The sequence below is a fragment of the Mycobacterium riyadhense genome, assembly GCF_963853645.1.
In the GTDB taxonomy this organism is placed as follows: Bacteria; Actinomycetota; Actinomycetes; order Mycobacteriales; family Mycobacteriaceae; genus Mycobacterium; species Mycobacterium riyadhense.
The window spans coordinates 5,603,951-5,623,702 of the sequence record NZ_OY970456.1 but is presented as its reverse complement, the minus strand read 5'-3'; the positions used below and the strand labels follow the sequence as shown (position 1 = coordinate 5,623,702).

At 64.3% G+C, this 19,752-nt stretch carries 22 protein-coding genes; 12 read left to right on the top strand and 10 right to left on the bottom strand.

Translation table 11 applies throughout. The annotated features are described in order from the left end of the window. The first annotated feature begins 30 nt into the window (after positions 1-30). Positions 31-480, top strand: coding sequence for a DUF488 family protein (locus tag AADZ78_RS24710; protein ID WP_085251203.1), 450 nt, complete (start codon positions 31-33; stop codon positions 478-480). A 13-nt stretch (positions 481-493) separates the two neighbouring features. On the opposite strand, the gene ipdC is transcribed toward AADZ78_RS24710, so the two are convergent. From ipdC to echA20, 4 genes are read right to left on the bottom strand one after another with little or no spacing between them, the layout of a single operon-like run. Further along, positions 494-1,564 carry a (3aS,4S,5R,7aS)-5-hydroxy-7a-methyl-1-oxo-octahydro-1H-indene-4-carboxyl-CoA dehydrogenase gene (gene ipdC / locus AADZ78_RS24705; RefSeq protein ID WP_085251144.1) on the bottom strand — a complete coding sequence of 357 codons (1,071 nt, stop codon included), beginning with the start codon at positions 1,562-1,564 and terminating at the stop codon, positions 494-496. After that, positions 1,564-2,316 (bottom strand): cholesterol ring-cleaving hydrolase subunit IpdB, encoded by a 753-nt coding sequence (ipdB, locus tag AADZ78_RS24700; RefSeq protein ID WP_085251143.1) that lies wholly within the window; start codon positions 2,314-2,316, stop codon positions 1,564-1,566. The genes ipdC and ipdB overlap by 1 nt, the downstream gene beginning before the upstream one ends. A 1-nt stretch (position 2,317) precedes the next feature. After that, positions 2,318-3,193 carry a cholesterol ring-cleaving hydrolase subunit IpdA gene (gene ipdA, locus AADZ78_RS24695; RefSeq protein ID WP_085251142.1) on the bottom strand — a complete coding sequence of 292 codons (876 nt, stop codon included), beginning with the start codon at positions 3,191-3,193 and terminating at the stop codon, positions 2,318-2,320. Next, complete coding sequence (gene echA20, locus AADZ78_RS24690; RefSeq protein ID WP_085251141.1) at positions 3,193-3,936, bottom strand: (7aS)-7a-methyl-1,5-dioxo-2,3,5,6,7,7a-hexahydro-1H-indene-carboxyl-CoA hydrolase; 744 nt, start codon at positions 3,934-3,936, stop codon at positions 3,193-3,195. Before echA20 ends, ipdA begins: the two co-directional genes overlap by 1 nt. Before the next feature lie 63 nt (positions 3,937-3,999). Here echA20 and AADZ78_RS24685 point away from each other — a divergent pair, with 63 nt between their 5' ends. Beyond that, the gene (locus AADZ78_RS24685; protein WP_139828782.1) at positions 4,000-4,788 is read left to right on the top strand and encodes an SDR family oxidoreductase; all 789 of its coding nucleotides are present in this window, start codon (positions 4,000-4,002) and stop codon (positions 4,786-4,788) included. A gap of 17 nt (positions 4,789-4,805) precedes the next feature. After that, the gene (locus tag AADZ78_RS24680) at positions 4,806-5,720 is read left to right on the top strand and encodes an SDR family oxidoreductase (protein ID WP_085251140.1); all 915 of its coding nucleotides are present in this window, start codon (positions 4,806-4,808) and stop codon (positions 5,718-5,720) included. 51 nt (positions 5,721-5,771) lie between these two features. Here AADZ78_RS24680 and AADZ78_RS24675 read toward each other — a convergent pair whose 3' ends face one another. Genes AADZ78_RS24675 through AADZ78_RS24665 form a run of 3 tightly spaced genes read right to left on the bottom strand, consistent with a single transcriptional unit; the run spans position 5,772 to position 7,794 of the window. Then, positions 5,772-6,227, bottom strand: a complete 456-nt coding sequence (locus tag AADZ78_RS24675; RefSeq protein ID WP_085251139.1) for a nitroreductase family deazaflavin-dependent oxidoreductase — start codon at positions 6,225-6,227, stop codon at positions 5,772-5,774. Between the two features lie 10 nt (positions 6,228-6,237). After that, positions 6,238-6,624, bottom strand: coding sequence for a hypothetical protein (locus AADZ78_RS24670; protein WP_085251138.1), 387 nt, complete (start codon positions 6,622-6,624; stop codon positions 6,238-6,240). Positions 6,625-6,630: 6 nt separating this feature from the next. Beyond that, positions 6,631-7,794 carry a steroid 3-ketoacyl-CoA thiolase gene (locus AADZ78_RS24665; RefSeq protein ID WP_085251137.1) on the bottom strand — a complete coding sequence of 388 codons (1,164 nt, stop codon included), beginning with the start codon at positions 7,792-7,794 and terminating at the stop codon, positions 6,631-6,633. Positions 7,795-7,954: 160 nt separating this feature from the next. Between AADZ78_RS24665 and AADZ78_RS24660 the strand changes: the two genes are divergently transcribed. Genes AADZ78_RS24660 through AADZ78_RS24635 form a run of 6 tightly spaced genes read left to right on the top strand, consistent with a single transcriptional unit; the run spans position 7,955 to position 13,865 of the window. Next, entirely contained in the window at positions 7,955-9,211 is a 1,257-nt protein-coding gene (locus tag AADZ78_RS24660) for a cytochrome P450 (RefSeq protein ID WP_085251136.1), read from the top strand. After that, on the top strand, positions 9,211-10,248 hold the full coding sequence (locus AADZ78_RS24655) for an acyl-CoA dehydrogenase family protein (protein ID WP_085251135.1): 1,038 nt from the start codon (positions 9,211-9,213) through the stop codon (positions 10,246-10,248). Before AADZ78_RS24660 ends, AADZ78_RS24655 begins: the two co-directional genes overlap by 1 nt. Continuing rightward, positions 10,233-11,396, top strand: coding sequence for an acyl-CoA dehydrogenase FadE29 (fadE29, locus tag AADZ78_RS24650; RefSeq protein WP_085251134.1), 1,164 nt, complete (start codon positions 10,233-10,235; stop codon positions 11,394-11,396). Before AADZ78_RS24655 ends, fadE29 begins: the two co-directional genes overlap by 16 nt. Continuing rightward, positions 11,393-12,322, top strand: a complete 930-nt coding sequence (locus tag AADZ78_RS24645; RefSeq protein WP_085251133.1) for a bifunctional MaoC family dehydratase N-terminal/OB-fold nucleic acid binding domain-containing protein — start codon at positions 11,393-11,395, stop codon at positions 12,320-12,322. Before fadE29 ends, AADZ78_RS24645 begins: the two co-directional genes overlap by 4 nt. Further along, entirely contained in the window at positions 12,319-12,708 is a 390-nt protein-coding gene (locus AADZ78_RS24640) for a MaoC family dehydratase (protein ID WP_085251132.1), read from the top strand. Before AADZ78_RS24645 ends, AADZ78_RS24640 begins: the two co-directional genes overlap by 4 nt. Further along, positions 12,708-13,865, top strand: coding sequence for a lipid-transfer protein (locus AADZ78_RS24635; protein ID WP_085251131.1), 1,158 nt, complete (start codon positions 12,708-12,710; stop codon positions 13,863-13,865). The genes AADZ78_RS24640 and AADZ78_RS24635 overlap by 1 nt, the downstream gene beginning before the upstream one ends. Before the next feature lie 88 nt (positions 13,866-13,953). On the opposite strand, the gene AADZ78_RS24630 is transcribed toward AADZ78_RS24635, so the two are convergent. The 3 genes from AADZ78_RS24630 to kstD all read right to left on the bottom strand — a co-directional run bounded on the left by AADZ78_RS24630 (position 13,954) and on the right by kstD (position 16,901). Beyond that, entirely contained in the window at positions 13,954-14,199 is a 246-nt protein-coding gene (locus AADZ78_RS24630; RefSeq protein WP_139828778.1) for an antitoxin, read from the bottom strand. Between the two features lie 157 nt (positions 14,200-14,356). Next, on the bottom strand, positions 14,357-15,217 hold the full coding sequence (locus AADZ78_RS24625) for a MaoC/PaaZ C-terminal domain-containing protein (RefSeq protein WP_085251129.1): 861 nt from the start codon (positions 15,215-15,217) through the stop codon (positions 14,357-14,359). 1 nt (position 15,218) lies between these two features. Next, a complete protein-coding gene (gene kstD / locus AADZ78_RS24620; protein ID WP_085251201.1) occupies positions 15,219-16,901 on the bottom strand; it encodes a 3-oxosteroid 1-dehydrogenase in 1,683 nt (560 codons plus the stop codon). 84 nt (positions 16,902-16,985) lie between these two features. Between kstD and AADZ78_RS24615 the strand changes: the two genes are divergently transcribed. Genes AADZ78_RS24615 through dmpG form a run of 3 tightly spaced genes read left to right on the top strand, consistent with a single transcriptional unit; the run spans position 16,986 to position 19,737 of the window. Continuing rightward, positions 16,986-17,771 carry a 2-keto-4-pentenoate hydratase gene (locus AADZ78_RS24615; RefSeq protein WP_085251128.1) on the top strand — a complete coding sequence of 262 codons (786 nt, stop codon included), beginning with the start codon at positions 16,986-16,988 and terminating at the stop codon, positions 17,769-17,771. A gap of 11 nt (positions 17,772-17,782) precedes the next feature. Next, on the top strand, positions 17,783-18,700 hold the full coding sequence (locus tag AADZ78_RS24610; RefSeq protein WP_085251127.1) for an acetaldehyde dehydrogenase (acetylating): 918 nt from the start codon (positions 17,783-17,785) through the stop codon (positions 18,698-18,700). Beyond that, the gene (gene dmpG, locus AADZ78_RS24605; protein ID WP_085251126.1) at positions 18,697-19,737 is read left to right on the top strand and encodes a 4-hydroxy-2-oxovalerate aldolase; all 1,041 of its coding nucleotides are present in this window, start codon (positions 18,697-18,699) and stop codon (positions 19,735-19,737) included. The genes AADZ78_RS24610 and dmpG overlap by 4 nt, the downstream gene beginning before the upstream one ends. The last annotated feature ends 15 nt before the right edge of the window (positions 19,738-19,752 follow it).

Here is a 19,752-nt window from a genome sequence, read left to right as displayed (position 1 = left end):
GCATGACACTCGACGGTGCATCATGTCGGCATGTGGCCGCGTGTCCAATCTCTTGTCAGCATCGGGTATCAGGGAAGGACAGTCGACGAGTTGGTGCGCCACCTGATCGACAACAATGTCGACGTACTCGTCGACGTCAGGCTCACTCCCGTGTCGCGTAAGCCGGGGTTATCGAAGCGCCAGCTCTCCGCGGCAGTTGCTGCCGTGGGAATCGAGTACGTCCATCACCGCGCCCTCGGCAATCCACGGGACAATCGCGACGGATTCCGCGCCGGTGATCTGGAGAGCGTCGCACGGTTCCGAGACGCCGTCCTATCAACCGACGATGCGCAGCGCGCGATTTCTCAAGTGGTCGAATTGCTCGAAGGCGGAGTCGTGGCGTTGTTGTGTTTTGAGCGCGAACAGGCGGAATGTCATCGCCATCTGGTCGTCGAGCATGTCCAGCGTCGTGCGCCGACAGTGTCGGTCGTCGAGGTCTAAGCGGTTCGGTTGGTCAGTCGACCACCAGCGCTGACGCGGCCCGTAGGTGGGTGATCGCGTCGCGGACAATCGACTCGATCAGTTCGGCGCACGACGGCAGGTCGTCGAGGATGCCGGCCACTTGGCCCGACGCCAGCACTCCGGCCTCCGTGTTGCCGTCAACCAGCCCGGCCTTGAGCAGCATCGGGGTGTTGGCCGCCATCACCACCTGCGACCAGGTCAATTCCTTACCGTGGCGCATGGCAAGGCCGTCGCGGATCATCGAGCGCCAGGTCATCTGCGACATCTGCTTGAACTTCGCGGCATTGCGCACGGCCGCAGTGAAACCCCTTGCTCGAGAACCGCTTTCCAACTTCTCCACCAGTCCGGTGCGCAGCACCCGGTGCGGCATGCCGTCGACGCGGGTCGTGACCACTGTGCCGTCCAGGGCCGCCTCCAAGTAGCGCCGCTTGACGGCGTCTGGCACGGTGGAGTCCGAGGTAAGCAGAAACCGGGTGCCCATCGCGACGCCGGCCGCACCATAGGACAGGGCCGCGGCAAGGCCACGGCCGTCGAAGAAGCCACCCGCCGCGATTACCGGGATGCCGCTGCCCTTGACGGCGTCCAACACCGACGGCAGCAGCAGCGTCGTGGCGACGGGCCCGGTGTGGCCGCCGCCTTCGCCGCCCTGCACGATCATTGCGTCGGCGCCCCAGCTTGCGACCTTGCGTGCATGCTTGGCGGCGCCGATCGACGGAATGACCACGGCACCAGCCTCTTTCAGCCGGACTATCAGCTCCTGTTTGGGCGCCAGTGCGAACGACGCCACCTTCACGCCCTCGCGGATCATCAGCTCGACGCGGTCGCCGGCGTCGGCGGCGTCGGCGCGGACGTTCACCCCGAATGGCTTGTCGGTGGCGGCCTTGACCTTCTTGATGGCCGTCGCCAACTCGTCGAGCGTCATGGTGGCCGAGGCCAGGATGCCGAGCCCGCCCGCGTTGGCCGCCGCCGACACCAGCCGGGCGCCGGCCACCCAGCCCATCCCGGTTTGCACCACCGGGTGCTCGACGCCGACCAGCTCGGTCAGCGGTGTCTCAAGCCTCACTACCGGATCTCTCTGTCGCGCAGCGCTTTCGGATCGATGACCTCGCGGATCAAGTGCAGTTCATCCTCCGTCGGCAGCCGGGTCTCGCCGGCTTCGTCGAGTTCGTGCACCTCGAACGAGGTGGCCTCGCGGACGTCGTCGGGCGACACTCCGGGGTGCAGGCTCACGGCCCGCATGGTGTGGTCCGGGCGGTCGAAGTCGAACACGCCGAGGTTGGACACCACCCGGTAGACGTTGACGAACCGGAACGCCGGATTGTCGGGGGCGACCTTGTCGTAGCCGATGCCCGAGACTATGTCGACGGTCTCGGTGAACACTCGTTTGGAATGGTTGCCGACCCAGTAGCTGGTCGCGTGGTTGATGGTGTTGCCGGGCGAGCCGCGGACTCCGAACATCTGCCGGGTCGGCTGTTGCAGCGGCCCGAACGCCGAAATGTTCTGATTACCATGGCGGTCAACCTGATTGGCGCCCATCACGACATGCCGCCGTCCCCAGGCCAGCGTCTCGAACACCCGGCCAAACGGCATCCAGCCCTCGATGGCTCCCGTCTCACCCAACGCTGGGGTGTCCGCCAGCAACTGGGCCTCACCGTCGGTGAGCAAGATGTCGGGGGAGAAGGTGAGACGCGCCAGCCGGGCTCCGATGGAGGCCATGACCGTCATCGGGCTGATCATGATTTCGCCGGCGTCGCGGAACAATTCGGCGCACGCGATCGCACACACTTCGGCTCGAGTGCTCCCTTTTTCGGTCAAATCAAGCCTCCTCTGCGAACGCGCGCATGGCCGCCTGGTAGTCGTCCTCGCCGCCGGCCAAGTAGGTCTGGACGAACCGCTGCCAGCCTTCCTCGGTTGACGCGGCCTCGGCGTAGTGCCGCTGGAACTTCTCGTCACGCCCGTAATCCGGTGCGGCGGTGGTGAAGTGGGCACCGCCCGGCGCCTCCACGACCGCGTCGACCATCATCCTATTGATGAGCAGGGCTTGTGGTGGCACCGCCTTGACCAGTTCCTCGGTCGACACGACACGCTCCACCGAGAGGAAACGTTTCTCGGCGGCCATCAAGAAGAGGTCGTCGAAGTAGGGGTCGATGCCGGTATATGCGGCATTTCCTTGTGCATCACCAAGATTGAGGTGGGCGAAAGCGGCGTCGAGCCGCAGTGCCGGCATGGCGATCAGTGTCTCGTGGCCGCCGTCGGTTGGGTACGGCGACGTTACGGTCTGCAGTTCGCCGTCCCAGAAGTCGAGCACCGAGCTACCTAGCCCGGCGCGAATGGGCAGGAACGGCAGTCGCTGTGCCGCCGCCTGCAGGCCGCAGCGCAGCATGCCTTCGTCCATCTCCCGGGCCTCGATCGCCCCGGTGGTACGAGCCTTGGCGAACCACGGGTCGTAGAAGGGCGGCGAGTCCAGCGAGACGAACCCGTAGTAGACGCGCTTAACCTTGCCGGCCGAGCACAGCAACCCAAGGTCGGGTCCGCCGTAGGTAACAATGGTCAGATCGGTGAGCTTGGTCCGCAGGATGGCCCGCACGAAGGCCATGGGCTTGCGCCGAGATCCCCAGCCGGCGATGCCGATGGTCATGCCGGATCGTAATTGGGCAACGGCCTCGTCGAGGGTGGTCAGCTTATTGGTCATTATGACTTCTTCACGAATGCGTCGCGGTGCTCGTCGGCGACCCCGGCGAGGTTGAGCTCGAACGTAAAGCCTTGCTCCATGCGGTAACTCGCATTGACGCGTTGCAGATCGATGAAGTTGAGCGCCTCCTTGGCGGCCCGGATGACCCGGGTGTCCTTGGCTGCGATGTCGCGCGCCACTTTAAGGGCGGCCTCGTTGAGTTGGTCGCGGGGCACCACCTCGTGCACCGAGCCGAACTGCTGCAGCGTGGCGGCGTCCACGGTGGCGGCGGTGAAGAACAGCCGTCGCATCATGTGCTGCGGCACTAGCCTCGATAGGTGCGTTGCCGCGCCGAGTGCGCCGCGTTCCACCTCCGGAAGTCCAAAGGTGGCGTCGTCGGAGGCCACGATCACGTCGGCGTTTCCGACGAGCCCGATGCCGCCGCCGACGCAGAATCCGTTCACCGCGGCGACCACCGGAACCGCGCATTCGTAGACCGCTTTGAAGGCCGCGAAGCAGCCGCGGTTCGCGTCGATAAGGGCCGTAAACCCTTGAGTACGTTGCATCTCTTTGATGTCTACGCCGGCGTTGAAGCCGCGGCCCTCGGCCCGCAGGATCACCGCGCGGGTATCGGGGTTGGCGCCTGCCGCGGTCACGGCGTCGGCGAGTTCGAACCATCCCCTTGAGGGGATGGCGTTGACGGGCGGGTAGTCGACGGTGACCGCGACTATGCCCGGTTCGGGATTGGTGGACGTGATCGTCATGGCACTTCCCTATAGACGGATCGACTACCGAAGCAAGCACTTGCTTGGTACACTACCACAGTGATCTGCGCGGGATCAGACCCCCTATCCGGAGAAGCCATCAATCTTGGGCTCACGGGACGAGTGGTATTGGTGACCGGCGGAGTTCGCGGGGTGGGTGTCGGCATTAGCTCGGTCTTCGCCGAGCAGGGCGCGACGGTAATTACTTGCGCCAGACGAGCTGTCGACGGATTGCCGTATGAATTCCATGCCTGCGACATCCGCGACGAGGATTCGGTCAAGCAGCTGATTGGCACGATTCGGGAGCGGCATGGTCGTCTTGACGTGTTGGTCAACAACGCCGGCGGATCGCCGTACGCCCTGGCCGCCGAGGCCACACACAATTTTCATCGCAAGATCGTGGAGCTGAATGTGCTTGCGCCGCTGCTGGTTTCACAGCACTCGTACGCACTGATGCAAGAACAGCCGGGCGGCGGCTCGATTGTCAACATTTGCAGCGTCAGCGGTCGCCGGCCCACCCCCGGCACGGCCGCCTACGGTGTGGCCAAGGCCGGCTTCGAAAACCTCACGACCACACTTGCGGTCGAATGGGCGCCCAAGATCCGGGTCAACGCGGTGGTGGTCGGCATGGTGGAAACCGAACAGTCCGAACTCTTCTACGGTGACGCCGAGTCGATCGCCCGGGTCGCTGCCACCGTGCCGTTGGGCCGCTTGGCCAAACCCACCGATATTGGCTGGGCCGCAGCGTTTTTGGCCTCCGACGTGGCCTCATACATCAGCGGGGCCACGCTAGAGGTGCACGGTGGGGGTGAGCCGCCGCCGTATCTGGCTGCCTCGAGTGCCAACAAATAACGAAAGGAGAACTGGGAATGGGCTTGGTCGACGGCCGGGTGGTCATCGTCACCGGAGCGGGCCGCGGCATTGGCCGCGCGCACGCCTTGGCCTTCGCCGCGGAGGGGGCGCGCGTGGTGGTCAACGACATCGGTGTGGGGCTGGACGGGTCCGCCGGCGAAAGCCCGGCACAGCAGGTGGTCGATGAGATCACCGCGGCCGGCGGGGAGGCTATCGCGAACGGCGACGATATCGCGGACTGGTCGGGCGCCGAGAGCCTGATCGAGACGGCAACCAAGACCTTCGGGCGCCTCGACGTGCTGGTGAACAACGCCGGTTTCATCCGCGACCGAATGTTGGCCAACACCAGCGAAAGTGAATGGGACGCGGTCATCCGCGTTCACCTCAAGGGACACTTCGCGACACTGCGCCACGCCGCCGGGTACTGGCGGCGCGAGGTCAAGTCCGGTGCGGCCGGTGTGGACGAGCTCAACGCCCGGGTCATCAACACCAGCTCGGCCGCTGGACTGCAGGGCAGCGTCGGACAGGGTAACTATTCGGCGGCCAAGGCCGGCATCGCCGCGCTGACCCTGGTCGGCGCCGCCGAATTGGGACGCTATGGAATCACCGTCAACGCCATCGCGCCGGCGGCCCGCACCCGGATGACCGAAGCGGTGTTCGCCGAGACCATGGCTGCACCCGAAGACGGCGGATTCGACGCGATGGCGCCGGAAAACGTCTCTCCGCTGGTTGTGTGGCTCGGCAGCACCGAATCTCGTGACGTCACGGGCAAGGTATTCGAGGTCGAAGGCGGTCTGATCCGGGTCGCCGAGGGCTGGGCGCATGGCCCACAGATCGACAAGGGCGCGAAATGGGATCCGGCCGAGTTGGGGCCTGTCGTCACCGATTTGCTAGCCAAGTCACGCAAGCCGGTCCCGGTTTACGGGGCGTAGCCGATTCGCCGAACGTGCACGTACTTTCGCAGTGCTTGCACGTCCGGCGAGTTAGGGCTCGCAGACGACGATCGGGATCGTCCGGTCGGTCCAGGACTGGTAGTCCTCATAGGAGGGGTACATGTCCACCAACTTCGGCCAGTACTGTGCGCGTTCGTCGTCGCTGGCGTCGCGGGCGGTCAGGTTGAGCACCTCTTTTTTGATCTGCACCCCTACCTTGGGATTCGCCTTCAGGTTGAGATACCACATCGGGTTCTTCGCGGAACCGCCTCTGGATGCGGCGACGATGACCCTGTCTCCGTCGCGGAGAAAGTACAACGGGCTGACCCGGGGCTCACCGGTCTTGCGGCCGGTGGTGGTCAGCAGGGCGACGGGAATCTTCTGAAAGGTGCCGCCAAGGCCCTCCCCGCCGTTGCGGCGGTACATCCACGCGTTGACGCGCGACATCCACTTGATGAAGAAATCGGACAGCGGCGAATTCAGAAACCGCGGTGGTGATTTCGGCATAACAGTAACCCTAGCGCTGAATGAACGGACGGAAGCGAACCCTGATGTGATGGATCTCGGCCTTTCCGCTGGCACTCTGAGCGGGAATGACGAAGGTTTCGTTAACCCGCGAGGCGATCCGGCGGCGGCCGAACGCTGCCTTGGTCAACACGTCGTAGGCCGCGTGCACTTGATCGCCGACGATGCGGTACCGCGGTGGCGTCGTATAGGCGATGACCCGGTACTGGGGCCCGCGATTGAGGCTGCGACGCAGGTGGTTTCCGGAGAACCCGTTCTTGACGCCCTGCTCGATTCGGGTGCACCCCGCCGCGAACGGTACGGCGTCACCGTCGTGACTGACCAGCGCATCGATGTAGGCCTGCGCCGCAGCGATGCGGCTCTCGTCGGAAACCAGCACCTTGGGTTAGACGCGTTCGATGATGGTGCCGGTGGACAACGCGCCGCCCGCGCACATGGTGATCAGCGCGGTGCTTTGGTTGGTGCGTTCCAGCTCGTGCAAGGCGGTGGTGATCAACCGGCTGCCGGTGGCGCCCACGGGGTGGCCCAACGCGATCGCGCCACCGTTGACGTTGACCCTGTCCATGTCGGGTTCGTGTACCCGCGCCCAGGACAGCACCACGGACGCGAACGCCTCGTTGATCTCGACAATGTCGACGTCACCCATCTTCATGCCGGCCTTCTCCAGCACCCGCGCCGTCGACTGCACCGGGCCGTCCAGATGGTAGTAGGGCTCGGCTCCGACGAGTGCCTGGGCGACGATTCGGGCCCGCGGCTTAAAGCCAAGGGCCCTGGCCTTGTCCGCGTCCATCCACAGCACGGCTGCCGCGCCGTCGGAGATCTGGGATGACGTGCCCGCCGTGTGGATGCCGCCCTCGAGCACCGGCTTGAGCTCGCTCAAGCCCTCGATGGTGGTGTCGCGCAGGCCCTGGTCTCGGGAGACCATGTGGCGCTCGCTGGTGGGCTGTTTCTGCTCGTCGAGCACCGGCGCCTCGATCGGCGAGATCTCGCGGTCGAACCGGCCCTCGTCCCAAGCTCGCTTTGCCTTGGCCTGGGACGCGTAACCAAATGCGTCGATGTCCTGGCGGGTAATGCCGCGCCGCTTGGCGATGCGTTCGGCGGCCTCGAACTGATTCGGCAGGTCAATGTCCCAAGATTGCGGGCGGATCGCGGATCGGTCCGGGCCGGCGTTGGCGCCGAGGCCGACGCGGCTCATCGCCTCGATGCCGCAGGCGATGCCGATGTCGATCGCGCCGGTCGCGATTAGCCCCGCAACCAGATGGTTGGCCTGCTGGCTACTGCCGCACTGGCAATCGACGGTGGTGGCGCCCACGTGCTCCGGTAGACCAGCGGTCAGCCAGGCAACGCGGCTGATGTTGTTGGATTGCTCGGCGAACTGGGTAACACAACCACCAATGACTTGCTCGACATCGCCGGCGTTGATCCCGGCCTTTTCCACCAGCGCCTTTTGCACCGCGCCGAGCAGCTCGGTGGCATGCAGCCCCGATAGCCATCCATTGCGTTTGCCGATAGGACTCCGAGTGGCCTCAACGATTACCGGGTTACCCATGTGGCAAGGCTAGAACACGTTTCATTACTATGACAAGCAACGATACTTCGATGCCTTTTGTCTGCGGTGAAGGCATGTTTTACTGGCATCAGAGCATCACTAGGACAGCTAGTGTCCGGGGACCCACCGGTCAACGAGGACTGTAGTAAGGAGAAGTAGCGTGCCCTGCCCCAATCTTCCGCCCGGGTTCGATCTCACCGACCCGGATATCTATGCCGAGCGACTGCCGGTCGAAGAATTTGCCGAGTTGCGGGCGTCCGCACCGATCTGGTGGAACGAACAGGCGCCTGGTACCGGTGGCGGCTTCCACGACGGCGGCTTCTGGGCGGTTACCAAACTCAACGACGTCAAGGAGGTCTCGCGGCGCAGCGACATCTTCTCCAGCTATGAGAACGGGGTGATCCCGCGCTTCCCCAACGACATCGCGAGGGAAGATATCGAGGTCCAGCGGTTCGTCATGCTGAACATGGACGCACCACACCACACCCGGCTGCGCAAGATCATCTCCCGCGGTTTCACGCCGCGAGCCATTGGACGCCTGCACGACGAACTCAGCGAGCGCGCCCACCAGATCGCCAAAGCGGCGGCGGCCGCGGGTTCCGGAGACTTTGTCGAGCAGGTGTCGTGTGAGCTGCCGCTGCAGGCAATCGCCGGTTTGCTCGGCGTGCCGCAGGAGGACCGCGGCAAGCTGTTCCACTGGTCGAACGAAATGACCGGGAACGAGGACCCGGAGTACTCGCATATCGACCCGAAGATGTCGTCGGCAGAGTTGATCGGCTACGCGATGCAGATGGCCGAGGAGCGGGCGAAGAATCCGAGCGACGACATCGTGACAACGCTGATCGAAGCCGACATAGACGGCGAAAAGCTCTCCGACGACGAGTTCGGCTTCTTCGTGGTGATGCTCGCGGTGGCGGGTAACGAGACCAGCCGCAATTCCATCACCCAGGGGATGATGGCGTTCGCCGATCACCCGGACCAGTGGGAGCTGTTCAAGAGGGAGCGCCCGGAGACCGCCGCCGACGAGATCGTGCGCTGGGCCAGCCCGATCAACTGTTTCCAGCGCACCGCGCTGGAGGACTACGAGCTCTCCGGCGTGCAAATCAAGAAGGGCCAGCGGGTGGGGCTGTTTTATCGCGCGGCCAATTTCGACGAAGAGGTCTTCGAGGATCCGTACACCTTCAACATCCTGCGTAATCCCAACCCGCATGTCGGCTTCGGCGGTACCGGGGCGCACTACTGCATTGGCGCCAACCTGGCCCGGATGACGATAAACCTGATCTTCAACGCCGTGGCCGACCACATGCCCGACCTGAAGCCGATCTCGGCTCCCGAGCGGCTGCGGTCGGGGTGGCTCAATGGCATCAAGCACTGGCAGGTCGACTACACCGGCGGCAAGTGCCCGGTTGCTCACTAATGGATTTCGACCTTTCCGCAGAACAGCAAGCCGTCGCCGATGTCGTCACGTCGGTTATGGAGCGAGACATCTCGTGGGAGGCGCTTGTCCAGGGTGGCGTGACGGCGTTGCCGGTGCCCGAACGCCTGGGCGGCGACGGCGTTGGGCTGTCCGAGGTGGGGACGGTGCTGACCGAGGTGGGGCGCCACGGCGCTATCACACCGGCACTGGCAACGCTGGGCCTCGGTGTGGTCCCGCTGCTTGATCTGGCGTCGGCTGAGCAGCAGGACCGCTACCTGGCCGGAGTGGCCAAGGGCGCGGTGTTGACCGCGGCGCTCAATGAACCGGGTGCGGCATTGCCCGACCGGCCCGCTACGACCTTCGTGGGCGGTAGGTTGTCGGGCACCAAGATTGGTGTGGGATATGCCGAGTCCGCGGATTGGATGATCGTCACGGCCGACAACGCGGTCGTGGTGGTGTCACCCAAGGCCGACGGTGTGCAGCTGGTCCAAACGCCGACGTCGAATGATTCCGACGAGTACGTGGTCTCGTTCGACGGCGTGCCCGTTCCTGGCTCCGACGTTTTGGTGGGTGTTAGCGCGCGTCGAGCTAACCAGTTGGCGTTGGCGATGATTGGCGCCTACGCCGCCGGGCTGGTCGCCGGGGCGCTGCGGTTGACCGCCGACTACGTGGCCAACCGCAAGCAGTTTGGCAAGCCGTTGTCGACCTTTCAGACCGTGGCGGCGCAGCTCGCCGAGGTCTATATCGCTTCGCGCACCATCGATTTAGCGTCCAAATCGGTGATATGGCGGCTCGCCGAAGACCGGGATGCTTCCGACGACTCGGATGTCCTCGGTTATTGGCTGACGTCGCAGGCCCCGCCGGCGATGCAGATCTGCCACCACTTGCACGGCGGCATGGGCATGGACATCACCTACCCAATGCCGCGGTACTACTCCACGATCAAGGACCTGACCCGGCTGCTGGGTGGGCCCGCTCTGCGCCTGGACCTCATCGGAGACCGCGAGCTGGTGGGAGCGCAATGTTCATCGACCTGACTGTCGAGCAGCGGCAGCTGCAAGCCGAGATGCGGCAATACTTTTCGAATCTGATCTCGCCCGACGAGCGAAAGGAGATGGAAAAGGATCGGCACGGCGCCGCCTATCGCGCGGTGATCCGGCGGATGGGCCGGGACGGCAAGCTCGGTGTCGGATGGCCAAAAGAGTTCGGCGGGCTGGGTTTTGGCCCGATCGAGCAGCAGATCTTCGTCAACGAGGCTCATCGGGCCGACGTGCCACTGCCCGCGGTGACGCTGCAGACGGTTGGTCCAACGCTGCAGGTGTACGGCAGCGAGATGCAGAAGAAGAAGTTCCTGCCGGCGATCCTGGCCGGTGAGGTGCATTTCGCGATTGGCTATACGGAGCCGGAGGCGGGCACCGACCTGGCGTCGTTGCGTACCACCGCGGTGCGTCATGGCGATGAGTACATCGTCAATGGCCAGAAGGTCTTCACCACGGGCGCTCATGACGCCGACTACATCTGGCTCGCCTGCCGCACCGACCCGGAAGCCGTGAAACACAAAGGCATTTCCATATTGATCGTCGACACGAAGGATCCCGGATACTCCTGGACGCCAATCATCCTTTCCGACGGTGCCCACCACACCAATGCCACCTACTACAACGATGTGCGGGTGCCGGCCGACATGCTGGTCGGCGAGGAGAACGGTGGCTGGCGACTGATCACCACTCAGCTCAACAACGAGCGGGTGATGCTCGGTCCGGCGGGCCGGTTCGCCGCCATCTACGACCGCGTGCACCGGTGGGCTTCCAAGCCCGGTGCGGACGGGCTCACACCGATCGACCACGACGACGTCAAGCGCGCGCTGGGTGAAATCCACGCCATGTGGCGGATCAACGAGTTGCTCAACTGGCAGGTGGCCGCCGCGGGCGAGGACATCAACGTCGCCGATGCCGCGTCAACGAAAGTCTTTGGCACCGAGCGTGTTCAGTACGTAGGTCGGCGTGCGGAAGAGATCGTCGGCAGGTACGGCAACCCTGCCGAGCCGGACACCGCCGAGCTGCTGGGCTGGCTGGATTCCCAGACCAAGCGCAATCTGGTGATCACATTCGGCGGGGGTGTGAACGAAGTAATGCGTGAGATGATCGCGGCCTCTGGCCTCCAAGTGCCGAGGGTGCCACGATGACCGACATTCAAGAGACCGTCGCTCAGATCAAGGCGGCGGGCAGTAGCAAACCGCGCGCAGCGCGGGATCCGGTGAACCAGCCGATGATCAACAACTGGGTCGAGGCGATCGGCGACCGCAACCCCATCTATGTGGACCAGGCCGCCGCGCGCGCTGCCGGTCACCCGGGAATTGTCGCCCCACCGGCGATGATTCAGGTGTGGACGATGTTCGGGCTGGGCGGCGTCCGTCCGAAGGACGATCCGTTGGGACCCATCATCAAGCTGTTCGACGACGCGGGCTATATCGGTGTGGTTGCCACCAATTGTGAGCAGACCTATCACCGCTATCTGCAGCCCGGTGAGGAAGTCAGCGTCACCGCCGAGCTGGGCGACGTAGTGGGGCCCAAGCAAACGGCTCTCGGCGAGGGCTATTTCATCAACCAGCACATCGTGTGGCGGGTTGGTGACGAGGATGTGGCCGAGATGAATTGGCGTATCCTCAAGTTCAAGCCGGCCGCATCGTCTGGCCCGGTTGTTCCCGATGATCTTGACCCGGACACGATGATGCGGCCGTCGTCGTCGCGTGACACAGCATTCTTCTGGGAAGGCGTAAACTCCCACGAGCTGCGGATCCAGAAGCGGCCCGACGGCAGCCTGCAGCACCCGCCGGTGCCGGCGGTGTGGCAGGACAAGTCGGTGCCGATCGACTACGTCGTATCCAGTGGCAGCGGCACCGTGTTCAGCTTCGTCGTACACCATGCGCCGAAAGTGCCTGGCCGCACTTTACCTTTCGTGATTGCGTTGGTAGAGCTCGAGGAAGGCGTACGCATGCTGGGCGAATTGCGTAATGTCGATCCGGCGCAAGTGCGGATCGGAATGCCGGTCCGCGCAATCTATATTGACTTTCCGGACTGGAGCCTCTACGCGTGGGAGCCTGACGAATGACGGCTGTTGGCACCGTACTGCCCGAGCTCAAGCTCTACGGGGATCCGACGTTCATCATCTCAACGGCCCTGGCCACCAGGGACTTTCAGGACGTGCACCACGACCGCGACAAGGCCATTGCCAAGGGGTCGAAGGATATTTTCGTCAACATCCTGACCGACACCGGCCTGGTGCAGCGCTACGTCACCGACTGGGCCGGGCCGTCGGCGTTGATCAAGTCGATCGGGCTGCGGCTGGGCGTGCCGTGGTACGCCTACGACACAGTGACGTTTTCCGGCGAGGTGACCGCCGTGGCGGACGGCTTGATCACGGTAAAGGTATTGGGCCGCAATAGCCTTGGCGATCATGTCATTGCGACGGTGACGCTGACGATGGGGGATGCGTAGTGTTGCCGGGTCGAGCCGCCATTGTCGGCATTGGCGCCACCGACTTTTCGAAGAACTCCGGACGCAGCGAGCTGCGGCTGGCGGCCGAGGCGGTGTTGGACGCTCTTGCTGACGCCGGTCTTTCGCCATCTGACGTCGACGGGTTGACCACGTTCACGATGGACACCAACACCGAAATCGCCGTCGCGCGCGCGGCGGGCATCGGCGAGCTGAAGTTCTTTTCCAAGATCCACTATGGCGGCGGCGCCGCGTGCGCGACCGTCCAGCACGCGGCGATGGCCGTGGCCACCGGCGTGGCCGACGTGGTGGTGGCATACCGGGCCTTCAACGAGCGGTCCGGCATGCGGTTCGGCCAGGTGCAGACGCGGCTGACGGAGAACGCTGATTCGACCGGTGTGGACAATTCGTTCTCGTACCCGCACGGGCTTTCCACGCCGGCCGCGCAAGTCGCAATGATCGCCCGGCGGTACATGCACCTGTCGGGCGCTACCAGCCGCGACTTCGGCGCGGTGTCGGTGGCCGATCGTAAGCACGCCGCCAAGAACCCGAAGGCGTACTTTTACGAGAAGCCGATAACCATTGACGACCATCAGAATTCGCGGTGGATCGCCGAGCCGTTGCGGCTGCTGGACTGCTGCCAGGAAACCGACGGCGCGGTGGCGATCGTGGTGACATCGGTCGAGCGGGCGCGGGACCTCAAGCATCGTCCGGCGGTGATCCAGGCTGCGTCGCAGGGATCAAGTCCCGACCAGTACACGATGGTCAGCTACTACCGCCCGGAGCTCGGCTTACCCGAGATGGGTGTGGTAGGCCGGCAGCTGTGGCAACAGTCGGGACTGACACCCGCCGACATTCAGACCGCTGTCTTGTATGACCACTTCACTCCGTTCGCGCTGATTCAGTTGGAGGAGTTGGGGTTTTGCGGTCGCGGCGAGGCCAAGGACTTTATTACCGACGGCGCGATCGAGGTGGGCGGGCGGCTGCCCATCAACACGCACGGTGGTCAACTCGGTGAGGCCTACATCCACGGCATGAACGGCATCGCGGAGGGCGTTCGGCAATTGCGGGGTACCTCGGTGAACCCGGTGCCCGACGTGGAGCACGTGCTGGTCACCGCGGGGACGGGTGTGCCGACGTCAGGGTTGATCCTGGGTTAGCGGCGCGAGCAGGCGCAAAATCCCCCAAAACCTCGTGGTTTTGCGGGATTTTGCGCCTGCTCGCTCTACTTCTGGGCCGCAAGCAGTTTCATTTGCGAAGCGCAAGCTTACGCAAGATCTCGGTATCCTCGTCTGCTGCGGCGAGCGTTAACGCCTTGTCGATATCGAATCCCGTCCGCAGTCCCATGTCGCGACTCGGTGTGCGATAGCGCCGCCGATTGGGCTCGCCACTCAATCCACGCCGCACAGTGTCGTTCAGCGCCGCTTTGAACGACGTTCCTGGTTCCCTGGCGAAGCGTTGTAGTGCGGCGACAACATCAGGATCCAGCGTCACTGTGGTACGCATATCGGCGTCGTAGCAGCAATGCAGATGCTGTCATGATGCAAACCGTGCGGTACACGGGGCGAGGGATAGGCCGTCGTACCGACGGGCAAGCCCCGCTCGCCGAGCGGTAAGCAGCCCGAATACGTGTGTGCGGCCGGGAGTGTGGCTAGACCGGGGTGAATTCGACGCCGCTGAGCACCACAGCGTTGTCGCGCGAAGGCGCGACAACGCTGGCCATGACGCGACCGCCGTCCTTCCATACCCTTACTGTGAGCGTTTCGCCTGGGTATGCCACACCGGCAAAGCGCGCACCGTAGGCCGCGACGGCTGTGGCATCACCGTCCAGCAGCGCGTCGGTGATGGCTTTACACGTCATGCCGTAGGTGCACAGCCCATGCAGAATGGGCGCGGGAAACCCTGCGGCAGCTGCGAATTCGGGATCCGAGTGCAGCGGGTTGCGGTCGCCACAGAGCCGGTACAGCAGCGCCTGCTGCGGCAAAATCGGCATCGTAAGCTCTAGATCGGGCGCCCGCTCCGGTGCCGTATCCGACGATGATGGCCCACGCTCGCCGCCGAATCCGCCTTCGCCGCGGGCGAAGATGGAGCGCTTCTGCGTCCACAGCGGCGCGCCGTCGGGGGTCGTCACCGTCGTCTCGCTCCAGATCACCGCCGCCTTGCCCTTGTCCCAAATATCGGTGAATCGGGTGACCGCCCGGGCTGAGCCCGAAGGCGGCAGCGGCGCAGGCACTTCCACCCGCTCCGAGGCGTGTAACACCTTGCTCAGCTCGATGTCGATGCCGGGAAACTGGACGGTCGGCGGCTTGGTCGCGTGGAAGGTGGCGGCAACGTTGCCGAACGTCGGCAGCACCTGGGGAGTGTCGTCCACCAGGTAGCGCAGCTCGCGGGGGTCCATCGGATCGGAGCCGGCGCCCAATCCCAATTGGTAGAGCTGTACATCGGTGCTGGACCAAGAGAATTCGATGGGATCCAACTCGGCGGCCAGCGCGACTTCGACATCGATGGGCATGTCAGCAGTTCTCCGCTATGTGCAGTGCCGCTAGGTACCCAAAAGTCATTGCGGGTCCTATGGTGCCGCCCGGACCTGGGTAGGTGTGACCCATCACCGGGGCGCTGACATTGCCTGCGGCGTAAAGGCCTTCAATGATGCTGCCGTCGTCGCGTAGGGCACGCCCGTGCACGTCGGTGCGGATGCCGCCTTTCGTGCCCAAATCTCCGGGCACCATTTTGGCGGCGTAGTAGGGCGGGTGGCTGATCGCGCCGAGGTTGGGATTGGGTTTGTTGGTCGGATCGCCGTAGTACCTGTCGTAGGCGCTTTCCCCGCGCCCGTAGTCCTTGTCAACGCCCGATCGGGCGTAGCCGTTGAAACGCTCTACCGTCGAGACGAATTCGTCTGCCGGCAGGCTAGCCTTGTCGGCCAGCTCGTTGAGCGTGTCGGCTTGTATGATCACGCCGGACTCCAACCACTTGCGCGGAATGCGTTGTCCGGCCTGCAGTCCCGCGAAGATGTAACGATCCCGGTACCGTTGGTCGAACACCAGCCACGCGGGAATGTTCTCGCCGGGACCGGGGCCTTGGCCGTACTCGCCGCCGTACATGTGGTGGCAGGCTTCGACGTAGGGCATTGATTCGTTCATGAACCGCTTGCCGGACATGTTGACGATGATCGAACCGGGGGAGTTGCGCTCCGAAAGCGCGAACCACGGCGCGCCCACCAACGGCACCGTTGGCCCCCACCACGCGTCTTCCATGAGATCCAATGCGGCGCCGAGCTTTTCGCCGGCAACAATGCCGTCACCGGTATTAGCCTTGGCGCCGACCGTCCACTCCGTGGTGATGGGCGCGCGTTGATATTTGACCCGCATCTGCTCGTTGTGTTCGAAGCCGCCGCAGGCGAGGATGACGCCCCGTCGAGCCCGGATCAGCCGCGGCTCAGTCGATTCGGGCGCGGCGGCGTCTCGCACATAGACTCCGCGCACCACGCCGTCCTCGACATATAGGTCGGTGAGTGCGGTGTTGAGCTCGACCGGCACCCCGGCACGCTGCAGCCCGATCCGCAGTGGTCCGATGAGCGCTCGGCCCATGCCGACCAGGTTCTTGCCGGTTGCCTTCGCCCACATCGTGCGGGCGCCGACCTTCAGGCTACGCAGCACGCCTCGAGGGTGTCGCTTTAGCTGGTTGAGTCGCACGTAATCCTGTTGCATCACGACCACATTCAGCGGCACCTTGCCATACGCGGGTTCGAGCCCGGCTTCATCTACGCCAAGCTTGCGGGCGTTGAACGGCTTTGGCTCGATGGAACGGCCGCGGGGGCGCCCGCCCGGCGCCTCGGGGTAGTAGTCGGAATAGCCCGGCACCCAGCACATCTTCAATGGGGTGTGCTTCAGCACGAATGACAGCATCTCGGGCCCGCGGTCGAGGTAGGTGTCGATGCGCTCCGGTTCGACGACATCGCCGACGATGCCATGCAGGTAGGTCCGCGCCGCCTCAGGAGTGTCGCGCACACCGGCCCGCCTGAGGACCTCGTTGTTGGGAATCCAAACGCCGCCGCCGGAGCGCGCGGTGGAACCGCCGAAGTGCGGAGCCTTCTCGATGACGACTGTGGAGAGACCTCGGTGCGCGGCGGCGAGCGCTGCCACCATGCCGGCGCCGCCGCTGCCGACTACGACGACGTCGACGTCCTGTGCTGTCATGTAGAACACGTTATAGAATTGCCCGGGTCGGGCGCTACCGACCCGGTCACACGTATCAGTCTAGGGCGAGGGGACTTCCGGTAAATGCTCACTGTTGAGACCCGCGACGAGCTTGCCGCCGACTTGGCGCAAGCCGAACGGAGCCGCGAGCCGATCGGGCCGTTGACGGCCGCCCACCCCGATATCGACGTCGTCGATGCCTACGAGATCCAGCTGATCAATATCCGGCAACGGGTCGCCGAGGGTGCTCGGGTGGTCGGTCACAAGGTGGGCCTGTCGTCAAAGGTGATGCAGCAAATGATGGGCGTAGACGAGCCGGACTACGGGCATCTGCTCGATGAGATGCAGGTGTTTGAAGACGTTGCGGTGAAGGCGGGGAAATATCTGTATCCGCGGGTGGAGGTTGAGGTTGGCTTCATTCTCTCCGATGACCTTCCGGGTTCCGGGTGCACCGAGGATGACGTGCTGGCCGCGACGCAGGCCTTGGTTCCGTCGATCGAGCTCATCGACACCAGGATCAAGGACTGGCAGATCAAGATCTGCGACACCATCGCCGACAACGCTGCGGCCGCGGGTTTCGTGCTGGGTGCGGCGCGGGTACCACCGACAGAGATCGACGTCCAGGCGATCGATGTGAAGCTGACTCGCAACGGCGAATTGATCGCCGAGGGCCGAAGCGATGCGGTGTTGGGCAATCCGGCCACCGCGGTGGCCTGGTTATCGCGCAAGGTGGATAGCTTCGGAGTACGGCTGAAAAAGGGTGACGTCGTGTTACCTGGATCGTGCACTTTCGCGGTCGACGCGCGGGCAGGCGACGAGTTTGTCGCCGAATTCGCCGGCTTGGGCGCCGTTCGTTTGTCGTTTGAGTAAGGAGCGTTCGAATGCCGTCTAAGGCAAGTGTGGCAATCGTCGGGTCGGGAAATATCAGCACCGACCTGCTCTACAAGCTGCTGCGGTCGGACTGGCTGGAACCGCGCTGGATGGTGGGCATCGACCCGAAGAGTGAGGGCTTGGCGCGGGCCCGCCAGCTGGGTCTGGAGACCACCCATGAAGGCGTCGACTGGCTGCTGGCGCAACCGGAGAAGCCGGACCTGGTGTTCGAAGCGACCAGTGCCTACGTGCACAAGGACGCGGCGCCGAAGTATGCCGCGGCCGGTATCCGCGCCATCGACTTGACGCCGGCCGCGGTGGGCCCACCGGTGATCCCGCCGGCAAACCTACGCGAGCACCTCGACGCCCCGAACGTCAACATGATCACCTGCGGGGGACAGGCGACGATTCCCATCGTGTACGCGGTTTCTCGGGTGGTGACCGTGCCGTACGCCGAGATAGTCGCTTCAGTTGCCTCGGTTTCTGCGGGACCGGGCACCCGGGCCAACATCGACGAGTTCACCAAGACCACCGCGCGCGGTGTGGAGACCATCGGCGGGTCTGCGCGCGGCAAGGCGATCATCATCTTGAACCCGGCCGAGCCGCCGATGATCATGCGCGACACCATCTTCTGTGCCATCCCCGAGGACGCCGACCGCGACGCGATCGCCAAGTCCATCCACGAGGTGGTCGCCGAGGTGCAGACCTATGTGCCGGGATACCGGATGCTCAATGAGCCGCAGTTCGACGAGCCGTCGATGAACTCGGGGGGTCGGGCCGTGGTTACCACGTTCATCGAAGTCGAGGGCGCCGGGGATTACTTGCCGCCGTATGCGGGCAACCTCGACATCATGACTGCCGCGGCCACCAAGGTGGGCGAGGAGATCGCCAAAGAGACGCTGTCCGAGGCGGTAGGAGGCACGCGATGACCACCATTTGGGACGTGCGGATCACCGACACGTCGTTGCGCGACGGTTCGCACCACAAGCGGCATCAATTCACCAAAGACGAGGTCCGCGGCATCGTGGCGGCTCTGGACGCCGCGGGGGTGCCCGTGATCGAGGTGACCCACGGCGACGGTCTGGGCGGCTCGTCGTTCAACTACGGGTTCTCCAAGACCCCCGAGCAGGAACTGATCAAACTCGCCGCCGAGACGGCACACGACGCCCGGATCGCATTCTTGATGCTGCCCGGGGTGGGCACCAAAGAGGACATCAAAGAGGCGCAGGACAACGGTGGCTCGATCTGCCGGATCGCAACCCATTGCACCGAGGCCGACGTGTCGATCCAGCACTTTGGGCTGGCCCGCGAGCTGGGTCTGGAGACCGTCGGGTTCTTGATGATGTCTCACACCATTCCACCGGAGAAGCTGGCCGCCCAAGCGCGCATCATGGCCGACGCCGGGTGCCAGTGCGTGTACGTGGTCGATTCCGCCGGAGCCCTGGTGCTCGACGGTGTGGCCGACCGGGTCTCGGCCCTGGTTGCCGAGCTTGGCGACGATGCGCAAGTCGGTTTCCATGGCCACGAGAACCTGGGGCTTGGGGTGGCGAACTCCGTGGAGGCGGTGCGCGCCGGGGCGAAGCAGATCGACGGATCCTGCCGGAGGTTTGGCGCCGGTGCGGGCAATGCGCCGGTCGAGGCCTTGATCGGGGTGTTCGACAAGATCGGCGTCAAGACGGGCATCGACTTCTTCGACATTGCCGATGCCGCCGAGGACGTGGTGCGCCCGGCCATGCCCGCCGAATGCCTACTCGACCGCAACGCGTTGATCATGGGATACGCGGGGGTCTACTCGAGCTTCCTCAAGCACGCCATCCGTCAGTCCGAACGCTACGGCGTGCCCGCGTCGGCGTTGTTGTACCGCGCTGGCCAGCGCAAGCTCATCGGCGGCCAAGAAGACCAACTTATCGACATTGCTCTGGAAATCAAACGCGAGCATGACAGTGGCGCCGCGGTAACGCACTGAGTTGTCTTTGCGCGG